This window comes from Tepidibacter sp. Z1-5 (assembly GCF_037844525.1).
Classification (GTDB): domain Bacteria; phylum Bacillota; class Clostridia; order Peptostreptococcales; family Peptostreptococcaceae; genus Tepidibacter_A.
In genome coordinates, this window is the sequence record NZ_JBBMMD010000034.1 from 48827 (window position 1) to 68714 (window position 19888).

Below are 19888 nucleotides of genomic sequence, written 5' to 3' on the forward strand. Positions count from 1 at the left end.
TTTATTCCTCCTCACTAAAACTCTTCACTATGTCATTTTGAAGCTTTTCAAGTAATGTATTTATTTGTTCTTTTTCTTCAATACTTAACCCGCTAGTCATTTGTCTACTAAAATCTATATGAGTACCTTTTATGTTATCAAATAGATCTCTTCCCTTATCAGTAAGATAAGCTATAGAAGATCTTTTATCTTTAGGATTAATCTTCTTTTCTACTAATCCCTCTTTTCCCATTCTATCTATAAGACCTGTCATATTTGCCCTTGTTACAAGCATCTTATCTCCTATTTCTGATAAAGCCATACCGTTTTCTGAGTATGAAAGCAACAGTAGAATATAAAATTTCGATTCAGATATACCATGATTTGCAAATAAGCTATTATAAATAAATCTCATTATCTCAACACTTTTTAATAAGTTAATTATAGTTTTTCCAGACACATCTTCAATGAAATTATAACTATCTAAAAAATTAAACAACTCCTTGTTGTTCACTCATACCACCTCGATTATTATTTTTAAATGTTCTATTAAACAAATTATATCCAATCAGCCCCCATATACACCCAAATAACATAAGACAAATTATATCTTTTCTAAATATACCCGCAGGTGTGCTCTTTACTAATATATCTCTTACAGGAGCTATAGCATATATCAGAGGCCATATCATTTTTATTATATACGAAAGAACAACAGGAGTTTGCTCTACGGGCCATACATATCCAGCAGTTAAAAAAGTAGGCATTGATAAAAGCATTGTAAACTGCGTAACCTGAATCTTATCTTTGAATAAAGCTGCTATTAGCATACCCGGTCCAACAAGTGTCAATATAAATATCGTTACATATAAAAATGCATATAAGAATGAACCTGTAAAGCTTATATGAAAAACATGTTTAAGAATCAATGCACATAATACATATGTTAAGCTACCTATAGTAGAATACACAATTGATTTTATAAATATATTTTCTCTATCATCCATTATAGCAGGAATAAAGGCTGACAAAAACAATTGTTGCACGAATACCAGTATTATACCCGGCATAACATACCCTTTATAAGTGTACTTAGCATCATACAATACCCTAGATTCAAAATTGAATACCTTCGCTAAATCATAAGAAGTCTTAGGGTCTATTCCCTTAGCTTGAAGTATCTTTATATTTATACCTGCATTTAAAGTAGCCAATATCTCCGATGCAGATGCTAAAGCTGTATTTCCTACAGTTATATTACTTTCGTCTATTATAAGAGCTACACTAGATGATTTTTGCTTTTTTATATCCTTATTAAAATCCTTAGGTATATAAATACCCATATGAGATTCTTTAGAATCTATAGAATATTTTAGTTCTTTAAATGAATTAACTCTAGAAGCTATATAATATCTATCATTATTTTCGAATTCATTTACTATCATTCTTGAAGAAGATGAATTATCCATATCAAGCACCACTATAGGTATATCATTTAAATAATCCTTCATGTAAACTCCGCCAATGAGAAAGGTGAAAAATAAAGGTCCTAAAACTAATATAACTATATTTTTAGGCTGCTTAAAAAACTTTATTATCTCATTAATTATTTTCAATAGTATCACCTTCTCCCAAGCTCTTTTTCCTACTAATTCTATTTTCTCTTAATATCTCAACAAATACAGCTAAAACTAAAAATATAACTGATACAAATAGTAGATATTTTATGTCTTTAGCGTAATTCATAGCATATCCCTTCAGCATTAAATCTCTTAGATTGTCTGCATAATGATAAAGAGGTATATACTTTCCTACAAATTTATACCCATCCATCATACCTATCAAAGGATATGTATAACCTATCATAATAGTATTAGGTAAGAAAAGTACAGCGGCAGCCTGAGATGCCTTTATTTTATCCCATACTACTGATGATATAAATATTCCAATAGTAGATACAGCCATAGAGAATACAAAGGTAATAACCATAAGATCTTTAATATTACCTCTAAATGGGACATCAAATATACTAGTTTGTATATATATATTTAACATTAATGATATAAATCCAAGAATACTATACACCAATATTTTAGATCCTAAATAAGTAATCATACTTTTTCTTTTTTCCCTATTTATACTAACAGAAGCTGCTATAACAAGACCTGCTTGAACCATAGCAGCCATAAATCCAGGCATTAAATAATTAGTATAATTTCTAGTTGGATTAAATAACATCCTAGTTTGTATGCTTATAGATGATACTATTTTTTTAGCTTGATCAAAAGGAAGATTAAGCTTTGCCTGAAGCACCTTTACTAAAGCTCCTCCTTTTATAGTCATAAGTGTTTCAGATGCTTGAGCCTTAGTAAATGAAGTATAAGCAAGCTGACTCCCATCATATACAGTCAATATAGTAGGTGATTTATACTCCTTTAAGTCTTTATAAAAATCATCTGGTATCACAAGTCCAAATCTAACTTTATTTTCTACTATCAACTTTTCTATATCGTATGGACTCTCTACATAATACTTAACATCAAATGTTTCATTATCATCAAAATAACTTACTATACTTCTAGAGAACTGAGTATTATCTCCAAGATATACAGCAGTAGGGATTTCTTTTAGTTGATGATCCGAGAACATATAGCAAAGCATTACATTTACCACTAAAGGTGTTATGAATATCAAACTAAATGCCATTATATATTTTTTTATTTTATTCAACAACATCACCTACTTTTCAAAATCCACAAACGCACTCATTCCAGGTCTTAATATACTTTCCTCATCTTCTACTTTTATTTTTACTCCATATGAAACTATATCGTAATTTCCATTGTCATTAGTAGCTTTTTTCACTGCGAAGTCAGGCTTTTTATTAACTCTTATAACCTTACCCTTAAAAGTTTTATCTTTAAATGACGTAACCGTTATTTTAGCTTCTTGACCTTCATAAACCTCACTTAATTTAGTTTCATCTAAATTAACCTCAATCCACATATTGCTTAAATCAGAAATAGTAGCTATACTCATTCCTGTAGATGCCATTTCTCCTTTGTCTACATTTAAAAGAGTTACATTCCCATTTATAGGTGATTTCATATTCGTGTCTTGTATATATGCATTAACTTCTTCAAGTCCAGCTTTAGCTTGCTCATACTTACCTCTTGCCGCTTCTACCATATTAGTAGCTGCTGCAACCATAGCTTGTGCTCCAGATACATCCTCACTTCTAGCTCCTTCATTTGCCATGCTAAGTGTTTGTTCTGCTATATCAAGTTGAGCCTTAACTTCATCTCTCTTTTGAGCTGACACAGCCCCTTTTTCATATAAATTTTCTACTCTTTCACAAGTTTTTAACATAAGATCATAATAAGTCTGAGCTTTTGCTATATCTTGACTTCTAGCTCCATTTTCAGCTTTTGTAAGTTGTGAATTAGCAGCTGCAACTTGAGATTGAGCCGCCTCTAATTGTCCCTTAGCTGCACTTACAAGAGCCTCCATTTGATCTTTTTTAGCCGCAAGTTCCTTAGAATCTACAGTTGCTATTACATCTCCTTCTTTAACCAATTGCCCCTCTTCTACTTTTACCTCACCGATTTTACCTGGTATCTTTGAATTTATATCTACCTCTTGAGCCTCTATAATTCCTTGATATTTATCATTAGTTTCAATTTCTTGACTAGATGCACATCCAAATAGCATCATGCTTGTCATGATAATCAGACAGATTAAAATATTTTTCTTATTTCTCACGTTATGTTACCTCCCCTAAATAGTTAATATGTTTATCAATTAGTTTATATGTTAATTATATTACCTCAATAACATTTTGTAAATATGTTTTTTCATATAAAAAGAGTGGATATTATATCCACTCTTTTTACATTAATACACTATCAACTTTTTCTTTTAACTCAAATATGTCAAAAGGTTTTTGAAGTATTCCTTCTATTTTTAGCTCATTAAGTTTATGCATCTTTTTAGGGTCTGTGAATGCTGTTAGTATGAAAACTTTTATATCTTTATCATATCTTCTTATATTTTCAAGAATTTCAGCACCATCCATATTCTTAAGTCTCATATCCAAAAGAGCTAAATCTAATTTATTATTTTTTACTATATCTATGGCTTGATTTCCATCTTCTGCTAAATGAACTTCGTATTCTTCACTGAACAAACTGTTTAAAAGGGATCTTAATCCTAACTCATCATCTACAATAAGTATCTTTTTCATAAATACATCTCCCTATATTAATGATTCTCTATTCTTGTTATTATCTTAGCTTCAATAGAACCCAATTTATCTTCTCCAACAACAGATATTATATCATCTTTGTCAAAATCATGTTCTCTCATAGTACTACCATCTATATCTACAAACCTTACATTACTAGTATCATATCTTATATATATAGTTTTTCCATCTGAATTGTTTTCAATTCTGATTTCATTATCACCAGTATCTATATTAGTTATCTTTCCTGTATATGTATTCATGCTTACATTTTGATTTGATCTAATCTTAGTTACCTCTCCACTTTCTAGAGTTATATCTATCTTATGATTTATTCTAAGATCATAAAGGCCTGCAGATCTATCATTTATCTCAACCTCAAATCCAGGAAGTAGCTTGTATGTCTTTGTTTTATTATCTTCATCTAATATAGTTATCTCTGGAGTTTGTGCCATTTTTATTTCTTTTAAAGTTCCTTTTATCGTTGCCCTAACTGTATCTGCATCTATATCCTTTACCTTATCGTACTCAACCTCAAGCTCTACCTTATCTCCTACTCTAAGATCTGATATTTTAGCTGAATCATTATTTCTTCTTATTCTAGCATCTGTGTTTATATCGAATTTATAAGTTTTTTCATACTTGTCATCAGTTTTTATCTCTATTTTAGAAGAAGATACTTCTTGAATTATTCCTTTAACTTTAAAATCTTTAGACTGAGCATCTATTTCTTCTATGACACCGTTTTTTAACTTTAAAGTTACTTTATCTTCTTTTTCAAGCTTGTAAATACTAGAATCTTCTCCATCAAGCTTTACTCTACTAGTAGTACTTATTCTATATTCATTATATTTATTTTCAATTTTAAATCTAACAGTATGATCTCCATTAGCATCGAATGAAACAGTATAGAAATATCCTTCTTTTTGTTCTTCTACATCACTTAATTTTACGGCATAAACCTTATTTCCACTAACAGTTAATTTAACTTCTCTTCCTTCTTTTAAATCCTCAATTTTTGCCACTTGACTTCCAAGCTTAATACTTATGTCACTTCTTTTATTGCTAAACACAAGTTTTTTATCCCTTGAATCCTTTATAGTTAAAGTTATATTTCCATTATACTCTAATACATCGTCTATTTTACCTTCAACAGATGTTAAAATTTGACTATTATCTGTGTTTGTATTTGTGTTTGTGTTTGTGTTTGTGTTTGTATTTGTGTTTGTATTTGTATTTGTATTTGTATTTGTATTTGTATTATTATGCTTTAAATCATATCCAACAGATAACATCTTAGACATTTCAGCTCTAGTTACAGGATTTTTGGGATTAAAGTTTCCTTTCCAGTCACCAGATCCATTTACTATTCCTTTTTGTATAAGTATATCTACATATGGCTTAGCCTCTGATGGTATTTCATTAGCATCCTTAAACCCTAATATAACTACTTTGTTCAATTTATTTTCAAGATCTAATCCCCTTGCAAGATAAACCGCTATTTCCCATCTCGATGCATTTTGTGGATTTCCATTTTTTATAAAAGTAGATAATAAATTTTCATTGTTTATTATTTTCTTTTCAAGAGCAAAAACTATCTCTTCTTTAGCCCAGTTTGCGTATGTCAATATTCCATAATCTTTAAGAGATTTTTCATATTTAGATTTATTCGCATCATAAGAAGCTTGCACTTCTTTTGGGTCGAATAATCTTGTTATAAGAACTATAGATTCTATCCTAGATACCGACTTATCTGGTTTAAATGTGGCGTCATCATATCCCGTTACTATCTTTTTAGAAGCCATATTTTCTATATATTGTTTAGACCAATGCTTATTCGTTACGTCCGTGAACATCTGAGCTCCAAAAGAATACATAACACTCGTCAAAATCAAAAATACAGCTAGCATTACAGCCAGAGTACTTTTAACCCATTTTTTAATTCTTAATTTTTTCATATCGAACCCCCTACCTACTTATATTAAGATATATACTTTTACTTTACCACATAATTATTCAATGTAAAAGATATAATAAATGACATATTATAGTATAACTCATTCTAACCCATTAAACTATATATATTCCAAAAGATCCATCTCAAAACAAACGGTAATTTCTAGAGCGAAATTAATCTTTTTTCATCTCCAAACAAATTATATAAATATAATATTTTCCATTTTTTATTATTATACATAGAACTATTGAAATATAGTTAACAGTTTTGAAATGCAAATATTGAAAAAAACAAAGGAATATGTGATAATTATTAGAACAAAGGAGAATTATGACGAAAAATAAAAATGTGGGTGTAATACTTAAAGAGCTGATGGGAAGGAGGCAACTTTATGGAAAAAACAAAAAACAACCTAAGAAAAAATGTAGTAAATAAATACAAATTAATATATTTACCCTTATTGATTTCACTATTAGCTCCTTTTATTATTAGTATTTCGAGTTTTTACATAAATAAAACTTTTTTATTAGAACAAGTAAAACAAGATGGACTCAATCTTACAAAACAAGTGACAAAACAAATCGAAAGAAATGAAGCCTCATTAGATATAATTAATGAAATGTTGGAACAACAAATTAAAACAACAGGGAAAATGGTAATAAAAAATGAAAAAAATCTAAGCGATGATTTTTTAATAGAACTAGCGAAAGACTCTCAAATAGATGAATTGAACTGGATAAATGACAATGGAGAAACTTTATATTCAAACATTGAAGCGTATAGAGGATGGATTCCTTTTAAAGGTCATCCATTGTATGATTTTGTACGCAGTAAAGATCAAGAATTAATGGAGGATATAAGACCAGATGCAAAGTTTGGTATTCCAACTAAATATGGCTCCATAAAGAATGCAAATGGATATTTTGTTCAGGTAGGTATTTTAGCAGATAATATACAAAAATTAACACAAAAGTTCAACTATCAAAAATTAGTCGAAGAATTAGCACAAGAAGAAAATATTGTTTATGTAACAATTGTAGATACAAATTTAAAAGCCATTGCTGATTCCGATATAGAAGATATTGGAATTGTTTATGATTCTATTGAAGAAAAAAAACTAAAAGAAGCTATCAAAGGGAATATAGGTACGGAAGAGTGGTTCTATGATAAAATAGATAAGAAATTGCTCGAAATTACAGTTCCTATATTTATTGATGGAGAAATCACAGGCGCTCTAGTCATAGGACTTTCTATGGAAAGTGTTTATTCTTCTATTTATACTATTTTTGTAACATCATCTATTATATCCATTATAATATTTTTAATATTTTTATGGGTACAAAATAAAAATATTATCAAACCAGTAAATCAATTAAACCATAACATCAATCAAATAGACGTGGAGAATAATATAGCATATAGACTACCCTTAGTAGATAAAGATACTTTTTGGGGATTAACCTATTCTATTAACAACCTATTAGATAAAGCAAATACATATTTGTACCAGTTAAAAGAAAATCAAGAAAATTTAAAAATATCTAACCAAGAGATAGTAGCGTCTTATCAGCAGCTAACCGCATCAGACGAAGAACTCAGAGCTCAATATGATGAAATACAAAACTACACATCATATATAGAGCATCTTGCTTATAATGATAATTTGACAAACTTACCAAACCGAAGAAGTTTTTTAGAAAAGCTGGAAGAATCAATTAATAAAAATCAATCAGGAGCTGTTATGTTACTAGACTTGGATAATTTTAAAGAAATTAACGATACATTAGGCCATACATATGGTGATAAAGTGTTAAGTAAAGTAGCACAAGCGCTTATAAGTATAAAAGATGAAAAAGTAGTTATATCAAGGTTTGGTGGAGATGAATTTCTTGTTTTAATAGAAGGAGAAAAAGATATTACTGAAATTGAAAATTATGCGAAAAAAGTAACCAATATATTTAAAAACAAACTTATGGTAGAAGAGAATAGTGTCTATATAGGATGTAGTATTGGAATCACTCGATATCCTTTTGATAGCAACGAGGTAAACCAATTAATTATGAATGCTGATTTGGCCATGTATAAAGTAAAAGATCTAGGAAAAAACAACTATATGTTCTTTAAAAAAGAGATGACAGAAAAATTAAAGGAACACATTGAGATAGAAAGAATTTTAAGAGAGGCAATAAAAGAAGATGGATTCAAATTACTATACCAGCCTCAAGTATGTACTTATACTAGATCAATCGTAGGGTTTGAAGCTCTTTTAAGGTTAAAAAATCATTCCATCTCACCAGCTGTTTTCATCCCAGCAGTAGAAGAAAATGGTATGATTATTGAAATTGGAAGATGGGTTACAAAAGAGGCAATCAACCAAATATCAATATGGAAAAATAATGGAGTTGATGTAAAGTCTATCGCCATTAATTTTTCAGCAAAGCAATTAGATGATTTAGATTATATTACATTCTTAGAAAATGAATTAAAGAAAAAAAATGTAGAAAGTAAGTATATAGAAATAGAAATTACAGAAAGTATATTTTTAGATAAAAAAGAAGAAACCATAGCGTTTCTGAATAAATTAAGGAGCTTAGGGATAAAAATTGCCCTAGATGATTTTGGAACAGGCTATTCCTCCCTTAGTTATTTAACCTTTTTACCAGTGGATAAAATAAAGCTAGACAAATCCTTATGTGATAAGTTTTTAGAAATGGAAAACATTGCAGTTATGGATAATATTATTTCACTTGCCCACAGTTTAAATTTAGAAGTATTATCAGAAGGAATAGAGGATATAGAGCAATATAACCGTTTGAAAGTAGGAGGTTGTAACTACATTCAAGGATATTTATTTAGTAAACCAATAGAAGTGGCAGAAGTAGAAAAAATATATAATACTGTTTTTCTATAAAAAGGAGCTAACTCTTAAAATGATTAAAAAATCATTTTAAAGTAGCTCCTTTTTATTACAAACCTTATTTTACAGTACCTATATTTACAGCTTTATTGTAATCTATAATAGATAAATTATAATCAGATATAGATTTTGCTAAAGCTACATTGGCTGAATACGATGTATTAGCAGCTTCCTGAACTTCTAAAAGTGTACTCATTCCAGCATCGTAAGAAAGCTTCTTAAGTCTCAATCCCTCATTAGCTTTATCTATCTTAGATTTTGCTATTTCTATTTGTCTTATGTTGTTATTTACATTATCGTACTTTGACTTTATATCAAACTCAACCATCTGTTTAGAGTTTGCCATAAGATTTTCAATCTTAGCTATATTTCTCTCTTTTGTCTTGTAAACATATGTGTTTGATGGATACTTAATAGAGTTAGTCTCAAAATCAAGCTTTACTATCTCATACTTATTATTTATCTGAATCATATCGAATCTATTTTCATATGATATTAGAATATCCTTATTTAAATCCACATCAAATTTTTGTTCTTCAAACTTAGATGTAAGCTCAATCTTAGTATCTAGAGCATAATTTAAAATCATATCAAGTCCTCTATAAGCACTTTTCATATTAGTCTTTGCGGTTTCTAAATTAGCCTTAGCTTCATCAAGTGCTATATCTGCCATATATAAGTCTGATTTTGATGCAACCCCTAAGTCGTATTTTTTCTTAACATTGTCTCTACTCTTTCGACCATTAATTAAATTATTATTTGTAACATCATAATAGTCTCTTGCTTGAAGTGCTCCATAATAAGCTTTTGTTGTATTATACTTTAAATCTTCTATTTTATAATCTTTTTTTATTTTTTCTTCATCTAAAGCATTCTCAGCAGCCTTTGAATACATGTTAGAATCTAATTGAAATCCTTCTACTGTTCCCCATGAAAACCCTGATTTTTCATACTTCTTTTCATTATGTCTAGCTTGGTCAAGCTCTATTTCTTTTATTTCAATATCCACATCACTTACCTTTAAATCCGTTGAATTTTTTATTGCCTCGTCTATAGCTTGATCTAATGATAATTTTACAGTTTCATTTACTTGAGGAGTATCTGCATATGCTAGTATAGATGTTACAAGAGTCATACATACAATCAATACACTAAGAACCAACCTTTTCATCTAAAATCCCCTCTTTCTTTTTAAATTTTTTGTTTATCTTCATAACTAAATCATCGAATATACTATATACAACCGGTATAAATGCCAGTGTTAATACAGTAGATAACGTAAGTCCTCCTATAACTACAGTAGCCATTGGAGCTTGAGTCGATGCTCCTTCTCCTATTCCAAGAGCTAGTGGTATAAGACCTAAAACGGTAGTTAAAGTAGTCATAAGTATAGGTCTAAATCTAGTGAATCCTGCTTTTATTATAGCTTCTTTTCTGTCCATTCCAGATTCTCTTAGTTGGTTTATATAGTCAACTAAAACTATAGCATTATTAACAACTATACCAGAGAGCATTATTACCCCAATTAAAGCAGGTACTGATAAAGATCTTCCAGTTATAAATAATCCTATAAATCCGCCAGATAAAGCAAATGGAACTGATAGCATTACTGTAAATGGATGTATTAATGATTCAAACTGTGATGCAAGAACCATATAAACTATTACTATAGATAATAGAAGTGCAAGCGCTAAGCTTGAAAATGCTTCAGCCATATCTTGTTGTTGCCCTGTAAATGTATAAGTATATCCAGATGGAAGGTTATAAGTTTCAAGTTCCTTCTTTATATCGTCAGTAACAGATTTTAAATCTCTTCCATCAAGTTGAGATGAAACTGTAACTGTTCTAGTTTGATCTATTCTACTTATTTGAGTAGGTGCATTACCATACTCGATATGAGCTATCTGTCCTAAAGGAACAGTCTTTCCAGTTTGAGATGTTATCTGTATTTGCTTAACATCCTCTATAGAATCTTTAACTGAATCTCCTAAAGATACATTTACATCTATTTCATCTCCATCTACTTTAAATGTAGTAGCTTTAGATCCATCTATAGAAGATTTTATAGTATTCGCAACATCACTTGCTGTTATTCCATAAAAAGATGCCACTTCCCTGTTAAGTATAACTCTAGCCTCTGGATTTCCTTCTTCCATATCAGATGTAACCTCTGCTGTTCCAGAGATTTGTTTTAATATTGATTCAAAATCGTACCCTATAGATTTTAAAGTTTCAAGATCATCTCCTTTTATCTGTATACCTATAGCAGCTGAAGATCCACCTCCGCCACCCATAGAAGATGCCTCTGATACTGTTATTTTAGCTCCCGGTATTGATTCTACTTCTTTTCTAACTTCATTTACTATTTGTGCAGTTGTTCTTTTTCTTTCTTTTTGATTAACTAAAACAACATTTACATTTGATGAATTACTAGCACTAGTTGAGAAGCCAGATGATCCTCCAACAGTAGAAAACACCTTATCCTTTTCAGGTATATTATCTACTATTTCCTCAACTTTTTTTACTATTCTATCGCTTTCCTTAAGAGTTGTTCCAAACGGAGTCTCTACTTTTACACTTAAGCTTCCCTCATCTTCTGCTGGAAAAAATTCTCCACCAACAGCACCAACTAATGCTATCGATGATACAAATATAAGTATTGCTACAAATACTGTGGTTTTTCTGTGTTTTAAAACATAGTTTAACAATTTTCCATATGCACTACTCAATTTTTCTATAGATTTCGTAAATACATCTAATATTTTTTCTATAACTTTAAACTCTTTTTTCTTAGGTTCTCCAACTTTAAGTATCTTAGAAGACAACATAGGAACTACAGTTATCGCAATTATTAAAGATGCAAGCAGTGAAAATACTACTGTAAATGAAAGCTGCTTAAATATTATTGCAGTAAATCCTTTTACAAATACTATTGGTAAAAATACCGCTATGGTAGTCATAGTAGATGCAAATACTGCCATTGTAACTTCCTTAGCTCCTATAATAGCAGCTTCAATTCTTGATTTTCCTTCTTCCCTATGTCTATATATATTTTCAAGAACAACTATCGAGTTATCAACTAGCATACCTATTCCAAGAGCTAATCCTCCAAGAGATATTAAGTTGATTGTAAGTCCTCCAAAATACATAAGAGCAAAAGTTGCTATTATAGATATAGGTATAGCAATACCAACTATAAATGTCGATCTTATATTTCTAAGGAATAAGAACAATATAATAACTGAAAGTAGTCCCCCTATTATAGCATTACTCGTTACATTATTTATAGATTTATTTATAAACTCAGATTGATCTGTTCCTACTATAATATTAATTTGAGAATATTCAGCACTTATTTTATCTACTTCGTTCAATATCTTTTCTGCAACCTTAACAGTATTTGCAGAAGATTGCTTTGTTATAGATATACCTATACTATTTTTCCCATTAACTCTTGATAGAGTATCCTTATCCTTGTAACCAAGCTCAACCTGAGCTATATCTGATAATTTTATTGTTTGACCTGTTTTCAATGATATAAGTATATTCTTTATATCATCTATGCTTTCAAATTCTCCAACCGTTCTAACTAAAATCTCTTTATCACCTTTATTTACATTACCACCTGGCAGATTCAAGTTCTCAGATCTTAATGTGTTTTTTATTTGATTAAGTGAAAGTCCATATCCTGATAATTTTTCTTGATCTACCTTTATACTTACTTCGTTTTTATCTCCTCCTGATATATCAACAGATGCTACCCCTTCTATTCTTTCAAATCTAGATTGTAAATCATCCTCTACTAATGACTGTAATTTTGCAAGGTCCATATCAGATGATACCCCTAAATTTATTATAGCCTGAGCATTAGGGTCTATCTTAAGTACCATAGGTGATGATGCATCATCAGGTAAAGCTCCTTTTGCTAAATCAACCTTTTCTCTCATTTGAAGTGTTGCAAAGTCCATATCAGTTCCATATTCAAATTCAACTACTATTATACTCTTTCCTTCTCTTGAGAACGATGTGACTTTTTTCAAGTTACTAACAGTTGCCACTGATTTTTCTAAAGGCTTAGTAACTAAGGTTTCAATTTCTTCAGGTCCAACCCCACTATAATTAACCGTAACTATAGCAACAGGAATATCCATCTTAGGATAAAGATCAATTGGTAAAAGTCCAAGAGATACAAATCCTATAAGTATTGCTATAAACATAAACATGAGGGTTGTAACAGGTCTTTTAACCGATATTTTTGATATATTCATATTTACCCCCCCTATTTATTAGTTTTGACCTTACTTCCTTCTTCTACTTTATTGATTTCAACTTTACTTCCTTCTTCCAAATAATTCTGACCTTTGTTAACAATTACTTGACCTTGCTTTATTCCTTTTATTATCTCAACAATTTCCCCATTGTCAATTCCAATTTCCACTTTATTAATATGAGCAACATTATCTTTAACTGTATATACTATACTTTCTCCACCCTTTATTACCACTGATTCTGATGGAACTGTTATAACATTTTCTTTCTTGTCTGTTACTAAGTTTACATTTGCAAACATTCCAGGCTTTATAATACTATCTTTGTTGTCTATCTCTATTTTTATAGGATAAGTCATAGAATTTGATGTAGTCGCAGGAGACATGGCAGTTATTTTACCTTTAAAGTTTTCCTTGTTGGCTGACTTTATAGATATATCAACTACATCTCCTACCTTAATCTTGTTTATAAGGTACTCTGAAACTTCAGTATCAATAACAACCTTATTCATATTGGCTATAGAAACAGCTGCTTGAGAAGAAGATGCCATTTCTCCTTCATTTATATTAACAGCAGTTATTATTCCAGATATAGGAGACGTAACTGTTGCATTGTTTAGATTCGACTGTGCATTCTCAATTCCAACTCTAGCTTGATCCACTTGAGCTTGTGCTGCATTTAAATTAGTAGATGATGCTTGAAGCTCATACTGTTCAAAGTCTTTCTTCGATATAGCCCCTTCTTCATATAATGCTTTCATTCTCTCATAATTTATTTTTGCATTTTGCATTTGTTCTTGTTTCATGTTAAGACTTGCAACTGCCATATCATATGCAGCTTGAGCACTTTTCACTCCATTTACTAAATCAGTTTGATCTATAGTAAAAAGCATATCTCCTTTATTAACTTTTTTACCTATTTCAACATTTACACTAGTAACCTTTCCAGGCATCTTAGATACAACGTTAGACTCTTCTACAGGCTTTACCTTTGCTGATAAAGTAGTTTTAACATTGATATCTTGTTTTTTAGAAGTTTCCGTTTGAACACTCACAAACTTTTCTTCAACGCTTGAAGCTTTTTCTTTCTTTCCACAACCCGAAAGAAACATAGTTAAAGTTAAAACCATTACAACCAATAAGCTAATTCTTTTTTTCATTATTTTTTCCCCCTATCTTCTTAATACTCCATTAAAAAATACATCTATTATTATATCTACTTCTTTTTCGATTGGTATCTCATCATTTCCCCTTATTCCATTAAGCCTTTGAAAAAACATACCAAACATCATACTTGTAAATATTATAGATAGTGATTTTTGATCCAATTGCTTATATTTATCTTTATCTATATCTATATGTTGTAATATATGTTTCATTATAGTTCCTTCTTTTTCATTAACCTTTTCTAAATGCATATCCATTATGTCACCATGAAACTGCATCTCGTAATGTATAACCTTGGATATACGAAAATTCTTTTTAAATACCTCATACCTATTAAGTACTATGAGCTTTAAAATTTCATCCAAAGGTTTATCTTTATTATACTCTATAACTTTTTGTATTGAATCAAAATCTGCAAATTCTTCAAATTTGTCTATATACTCAATCATTACACCTCTTAGTATATCTTTTTTTGTTTTGTAGTACCTAAATATAGTTCCTTGAGCAACCCCAGCCTCCTCTGCTATTTCAGCAGTAGTTGCAGCCGAAAATCCTTTTTTAGCAAATACTTCTAAAGCAGCATTAAATATCTTTTCTTTAGTATCATTACCTTTTTTAGTTGTCATATATTCACCTCTTCTTTATGAATGAGTACTCACTCATTTTTAGTCATATAAACATTATACTATGTATAGATATATTTGCAACACACAATTTCAATTCTTTTCAAGAAATTTTCATTTAGATTTTTTATTTAACGATTTTGATTTTCCCCGCACTACTGCACAAGGTTTATTTGAATCTTTACTGAGTACTTAACTAAAAAAATAAAGGGTATTAAAATGTTAGGGCATGCTTTAAATGTTTTTGCATAAAACTTGAATTACAACGTTTGAATATCCGTTAAAAAAGTTCGTTGTCTGACCGTTAGGGAGTTTAGAACTTTTAGGATATTTAATAAGATGTGATACTTAGTTTTATTAAAAACATTTAATACATGACCGGTATTTTAATACCCTTTATTTTGGTATTGAAAATTAAGTAAATTTAAATAATCTCATAATCCACACAAGCCATAGAGCTCGCAACCGATTTTATATATTCTTTAACCGGAACATGAACTTCATGATCTGCATAAATTTCCAAATCCTCTTTTGAATCAAAGTGAGTTGTAAGACATAAATCATAATTTCTATCAGATTCTAAAAAATTAACTCCAACCTCTATATGTTTCAATACATCTATTTTGCCATCCATATCTAAAAGTCTTCTTTTTACTTCTTCAACCTCTTTTTTATCATCAAATCTAAAAAATACTATATGCTTTATCACTTATTTCACCCCTATATATTATATTTTTTAACTGTATCGTTTAAATAAGCTAAAAATTCATCTCTCAAACTATCTCTTTTAAGAGCATAATCTACTGTAGCCTGTAAAAATCCAAGCTTATCTCCAACATCGTATCTTCTTCCCTCAAAATTATAAGCATACATAGCTTCTGTCTTTGCAAGCTCTTTAAGTCCATCTGTAAGCTGTATTTCTCCACCTTTTCCAGCAGGAAGATTTTCAAGTATTTCAAATATTCTAGGAGTTATAATATACCTCCCTAGAATAGCTATATTAGACGGTGTCTTTTCTACTTCTGGCTTTTCAATTAAGTCTTTAACCTTATATATTCTATCTTCTATATACTTTCCATCTACTATACCATATTTATTCACATCTTCATTTGGAACATTTTGAACTCCAAGTATAGTAGTTCTATATTCACTATAAGCATCAATTAATTGTTTTAAACAAGGCTTTTTAGCATCAACTATATCATCGCCTAGCATTACTGCAAACGGTTCATTTCCTATAAAGTGCTTGGCACAATATATAGCATGCCCCAAACCTCTTGGCTCTTTTTGTCTTATATAATGTATATTTATCATATTAGATATGTTCTTAACTATATCCAATAACTCTTCTTTTCCTTGTTTTTCAAGCTGCATTTCAAGTTCTACAGATTTGTCAAAATGATCTTCTATAGATTGTTTATTTCTTCCTGTTATTATAAGTATTTCTTCTATTCCAGAATCAACAGCCTCTTCTATTATATATTGAAGAGTTGGCTTATCAACTATAGGAAGCATTTCTTTTGGCTGAGCCTTAGTAGCTGGTAAAAACCTTGTACCAAGACCTGCTGCAGGTATTATGGCTTTTCTAACCTTATCCAAACTAGAATCCCCCTTTATAAAATTTTTAATATCAACAATATATATTATTATATCATTAATATTGAAAATTTTTCATTACATACTAAAAAACCTAAATATCGAATACTAATTTAAAAGTTTCAACATTTAGATTTAATTATGTTATATATATATTGGTTTATCTTACCATAGGTATATTAAGTATCTCATCTTCGGTAACTATAGCAGAAAATTTACCTTTTATTTTTTGGGGATTTTCATAAAGAATATTTAAGGCTTTTTTTATCATATCCTCATCATTTCCTGTTACAACCCATATATTTGATAAAGTAGAGTATCCTTTTGGCAACGATGCTATTACAGCAGCCTTTTCAAATTCTTTAGCCTTGTTTTTACTACAATCAAGAACTTCAACTTTATTATTTATCTTAAAGAAAAGTTCTCCTTTTTTATCATTATATATATCCTTTATATTCTCTATTTTAGAAATTTCACTCCAAGTTCCGATAAATATAGTATTTATTTTTTCGTCATAATCATATCCTTTATTTATATCTCTTTTAACTAAATCATCCACTCCATTATCTTTTAAATAGTTATACAATCTGTCTGTATCTTTTTCGAACTCCTCAGAATATAAAATCTCAGTTTTTAATATTTTTCCATCATATCCATTAGTAAAGTTTTTAGGATATGACCCTATTATACTAGATATATAAATTTCATTTTCCCAAGTATGGTAATCCCACACAACATCATCTCCTGGTTTTAGATAATAATTTTCAGAACCAACTTGTGCTAAATTCCCATTTATATAATAAAACCAACCTAGCTTATTCTCTTCACTGTATTCGGATTTTATTCCATTTATTGAATCTACAAATTCATTTTCAATTTTTACATCTAAATTACTCTGCATTAATTCCATAACAGTAGTATTTTTAGTAAATTCTAATTTTTCATCGTATATTTGCTTATCTCCAAAATCCTGTGACAAAATAATATTACATTTACCTTCTACTAAATTTTCACTACATCCAAATAAGGATGTCATAATTATCCCAATGATAATAACTAATAATGTCTTTTTCATATTTTAATCCTCCAAAAATTAATAACCTCATCTATTTGATAAGGTTATTTTTATACAGTATTATTTTTATTATATCATTGTTCTATATTATTTTGTAGTAATTCTAAGAGTTATTTTTTTAATTTTCTAAAAATTAATTTCTAAACACCTAATTTTTCAAGTTCATCTACCAAACTTTCAAACTTTTTAAGTGCATCCTTTATGCATTTAGTATCGTTCATGTCTACACCTGCTTTCTTTAGTACATCTATTGGATAATCAGATCCTCCGGCCGCTAAGAAATTTAAATACTTATCTTTTTGACCACCTAATATATCCTGAGACAAGCTTATAGCAGCGCAACATCCCGTAGCGTATTTATACACATAGAAATTAGAATAAAAATGAGGTATCCTACTCCACCATATCGAACATATATCATCAAGGCAAAAATCTTTACCGTAGTATTTTTTCATAAGACTTCCCCAAAGTTTATTTAAATTGTCAGAGGTTAAAGCCTCTCCTTTTTCAGCTCTATCATGTATAATTTTTTCAAATTCAGCATACATAGCTTGGGTATATATACTCCCTCTTATAAGATCTATATATCCTTGTATATAATATATCTTGTCCTCCTTAGTCTTAGCATTTTTTATCAAATACTCAAAAAGTAAAGCTTCATTAGTTATAGATGCAACCTCTGCAGTAAATATTGGGTAATTGTAATTTACATAATCTTGATTTTTAGCAGAATAATAATTGTTCATTGCATGACCCATCTCATGTGCAAATGTAGATACACTATTTAATGTATCATTATAATTCAAAAGCACATAAGGATGTGTATCATAGCTTCCCCATGAATAAGCTCCACCTCTTTTATTTTCACTAGAATATACATCCACCCATCTATTGTCTATTCCAAATTCCAAATCTTTTACATACTGTTTACCAAGAGGTGCTAATGCCTTGTTTATAATATATTTTGCTTTATCATACTCTATTTTTTTATCACTTTCTATTAAAGGATTGTACATATCATAATAATGAATCTCCTCAAGCTTTAATATTTTCTTTCTAAGAGCTATATATTTATGGAATACATCCAATTTGTTGTTTACCTCTATTATTAAATTATTGTACAAAGACACATCTATATTATCCTTATCAAGAGACGCCTCAAGAGATGTTTTATAATTTCTAGCCTTTGAATAAAATACATCCTTGCTAACTTGTCCAGATAACGCTGATGCCAAAACATTTATATTATTTTTATAACTTTCAAATTCTTCCATGAATGCATTTTTTCTAGTTTCACGATTATCATCTTGTAACAATCTAGAATATTCACCAGGAGTAAAATTAGTCTTTCTATCTATATCTTTAAATGAAGTATATACCTTTTCTGGAGTGCTTGCCATTGACTTGGACAAAGACAAAATTCTCTCTTCTTTATCAGATAACATATGCTCCTTTGACTTATACAAATTATTCAAATAAAATTCATACGGCTTTAACTTAATATTACTCTTTACAAATTTATCTATAGTTTCCTTTGGACTACTTAAAATCTCAGGTTCTATAAACGATACACTGCTGCTAAGTTTAACACTCAAATAACTTATATTATCACACATAGTTAGATATTTGTTATTTGAAGTATCTGTATCCTTACTCATATAAGCATAAGAATACAACTTCTCAAACATCCTACTCATATTATCAGTCATATTCAAAGCTTCATACAAGTATCTCGATCCTCTTGTAAGCTTACCTTTATACGCTTGTATCTTGGGTATGTTATTCTCAAGTATCTTATAATCCCTCTCCCAATCAGAATTAGAAACATATATATCCGAAAGATTCCACTTGTACTTATTCGTCTTTTGCTTATTATTGAAGACAGATACAGTCTTAGTTTCTAAACTATAAAAAGAAAACAAACTTATAATCAAAACAGCAATAATAGATAGTTTATATAACTTTTTCATAAGAACCTCCTAATTATACTTATATATAATTAGGTTGTGTATTTTTCAAAAAATTATAATCAAATTCAGTTCTTAATCCAGAATAAACAGAAA

The 19888-nt window shown here is 29.4% G+C and carries 15 protein-coding genes; 1 reads left to right on the forward strand and 14 read right to left on the reverse strand.

The annotated features are described in order from the left end of the window. Position 1 precedes the first annotated feature (1 nt). The 6 genes from WJW32_RS07240 to WJW32_RS07265 form a co-directional block, all read right to left on the reverse strand. Positions 2-493 carry a MarR family winged helix-turn-helix transcriptional regulator gene (locus WJW32_RS07240; protein WP_340256858.1) on the reverse strand — a complete coding sequence of 164 codons (492 nt, stop codon included), beginning with the start codon at positions 491-493 and terminating at the stop codon, positions 2-4. Continuing rightward, positions 471-1595 (reverse strand): ABC transporter permease, encoded by a 1125-nt coding sequence (locus WJW32_RS07245; RefSeq protein WP_340256860.1) that lies wholly within the window; start codon positions 1593-1595, stop codon positions 471-473. The genes WJW32_RS07240 and WJW32_RS07245 overlap by 23 nt, the downstream gene beginning before the upstream one ends. Continuing rightward, complete coding sequence (locus WJW32_RS07250; protein ID WP_340256861.1) at positions 1582-2709, reverse strand: ABC transporter permease; 1128 nt, start codon at positions 2707-2709, stop codon at positions 1582-1584. The genes WJW32_RS07245 and WJW32_RS07250 overlap by 14 nt, the downstream gene beginning before the upstream one ends. Before the next feature lie 9 nt (positions 2710-2718). After that, complete coding sequence (locus WJW32_RS07255) at positions 2719-3741, reverse strand: HlyD family secretion protein (protein ID WP_340256863.1); 1023 nt, start codon at positions 3739-3741, stop codon at positions 2719-2721. A 127-nt stretch (positions 3742-3868) separates the two neighbouring features. Beyond that, the gene (locus tag WJW32_RS07260) at positions 3869-4222 is read right to left on the reverse strand and encodes a response regulator (RefSeq protein WP_340256864.1); all 354 of its coding nucleotides are present in this window, start codon (positions 4220-4222) and stop codon (positions 3869-3871) included. Positions 4223-4239: 17 nt separating this feature from the next. After that, the gene (locus tag WJW32_RS07265; RefSeq protein ID WP_340256866.1) at positions 4240-6180 is read right to left on the reverse strand and encodes an S-layer homology domain-containing protein; all 1941 of its coding nucleotides are present in this window, start codon (positions 6178-6180) and stop codon (positions 4240-4242) included. 390 nt (positions 6181-6570) lie between these two features. On the opposite strand from WJW32_RS07265, the gene WJW32_RS07270 reads away from it, so the two are divergent. Further along, entirely contained in the window at positions 6571-9090 is a 2520-nt protein-coding gene (locus WJW32_RS07270) for an EAL domain-containing protein (RefSeq protein ID WP_340256867.1), read from the forward strand. 64 nt (positions 9091-9154) lie between these two features. Here the strand turns inward: WJW32_RS07270 and WJW32_RS07275 are convergent, their stop codons facing one another. The 8 genes from WJW32_RS07275 to pepF all read right to left on the reverse strand — a co-directional run bounded on the left by WJW32_RS07275 (position 9155) and on the right by pepF (position 19795). Continuing rightward, positions 9155-10267 carry a TolC family protein gene (locus WJW32_RS07275; protein WP_340256869.1) on the reverse strand — a complete coding sequence of 371 codons (1113 nt, stop codon included), beginning with the start codon at positions 10265-10267 and terminating at the stop codon, positions 9155-9157. Continuing rightward, complete coding sequence (locus WJW32_RS07280; RefSeq protein ID WP_340256870.1) at positions 10248-13364, reverse strand: efflux RND transporter permease subunit; 3117 nt, start codon at positions 13362-13364, stop codon at positions 10248-10250. The genes WJW32_RS07275 and WJW32_RS07280 overlap by 20 nt, the downstream gene beginning before the upstream one ends. An 11-nt stretch (positions 13365-13375) precedes the next feature. Continuing rightward, positions 13376-14524 carry an efflux RND transporter periplasmic adaptor subunit gene (locus WJW32_RS07285; protein ID WP_340256872.1) on the reverse strand — a complete coding sequence of 383 codons (1149 nt, stop codon included), beginning with the start codon at positions 14522-14524 and terminating at the stop codon, positions 13376-13378. A 12-nt stretch (positions 14525-14536) separates the two neighbouring features. Further along, positions 14537-15157 (reverse strand): TetR/AcrR family transcriptional regulator, encoded by a 621-nt coding sequence (locus tag WJW32_RS07290; protein ID WP_340256873.1) that lies wholly within the window; start codon positions 15155-15157, stop codon positions 14537-14539. Positions 15158-15578: 421 nt separating this feature from the next. Beyond that, complete coding sequence (locus tag WJW32_RS07295) at positions 15579-15863, reverse strand: Dabb family protein (RefSeq protein WP_340256875.1); 285 nt, start codon at positions 15861-15863, stop codon at positions 15579-15581. An 11-nt stretch (positions 15864-15874) separates the two neighbouring features. Beyond that, positions 15875-16753 (reverse strand): UTP--glucose-1-phosphate uridylyltransferase GalU, encoded by an 879-nt coding sequence (galU, locus tag WJW32_RS07300; protein WP_340256877.1) that lies wholly within the window; start codon positions 16751-16753, stop codon positions 15875-15877. Positions 16754-16910: 157 nt separating this feature from the next. Beyond that, complete coding sequence (locus WJW32_RS07305) at positions 16911-17825, reverse strand: DUF4430 domain-containing protein (protein ID WP_340256879.1); 915 nt, start codon at positions 17823-17825, stop codon at positions 16911-16913. Positions 17826-17965: 140 nt separating this feature from the next. Beyond that, entirely contained in the window at positions 17966-19795 is a 1830-nt protein-coding gene (gene pepF / locus WJW32_RS07310; RefSeq protein ID WP_340256881.1) for an oligoendopeptidase F, read from the reverse strand. Between the last annotated feature and the right edge of the window lie 93 nt (positions 19796-19888).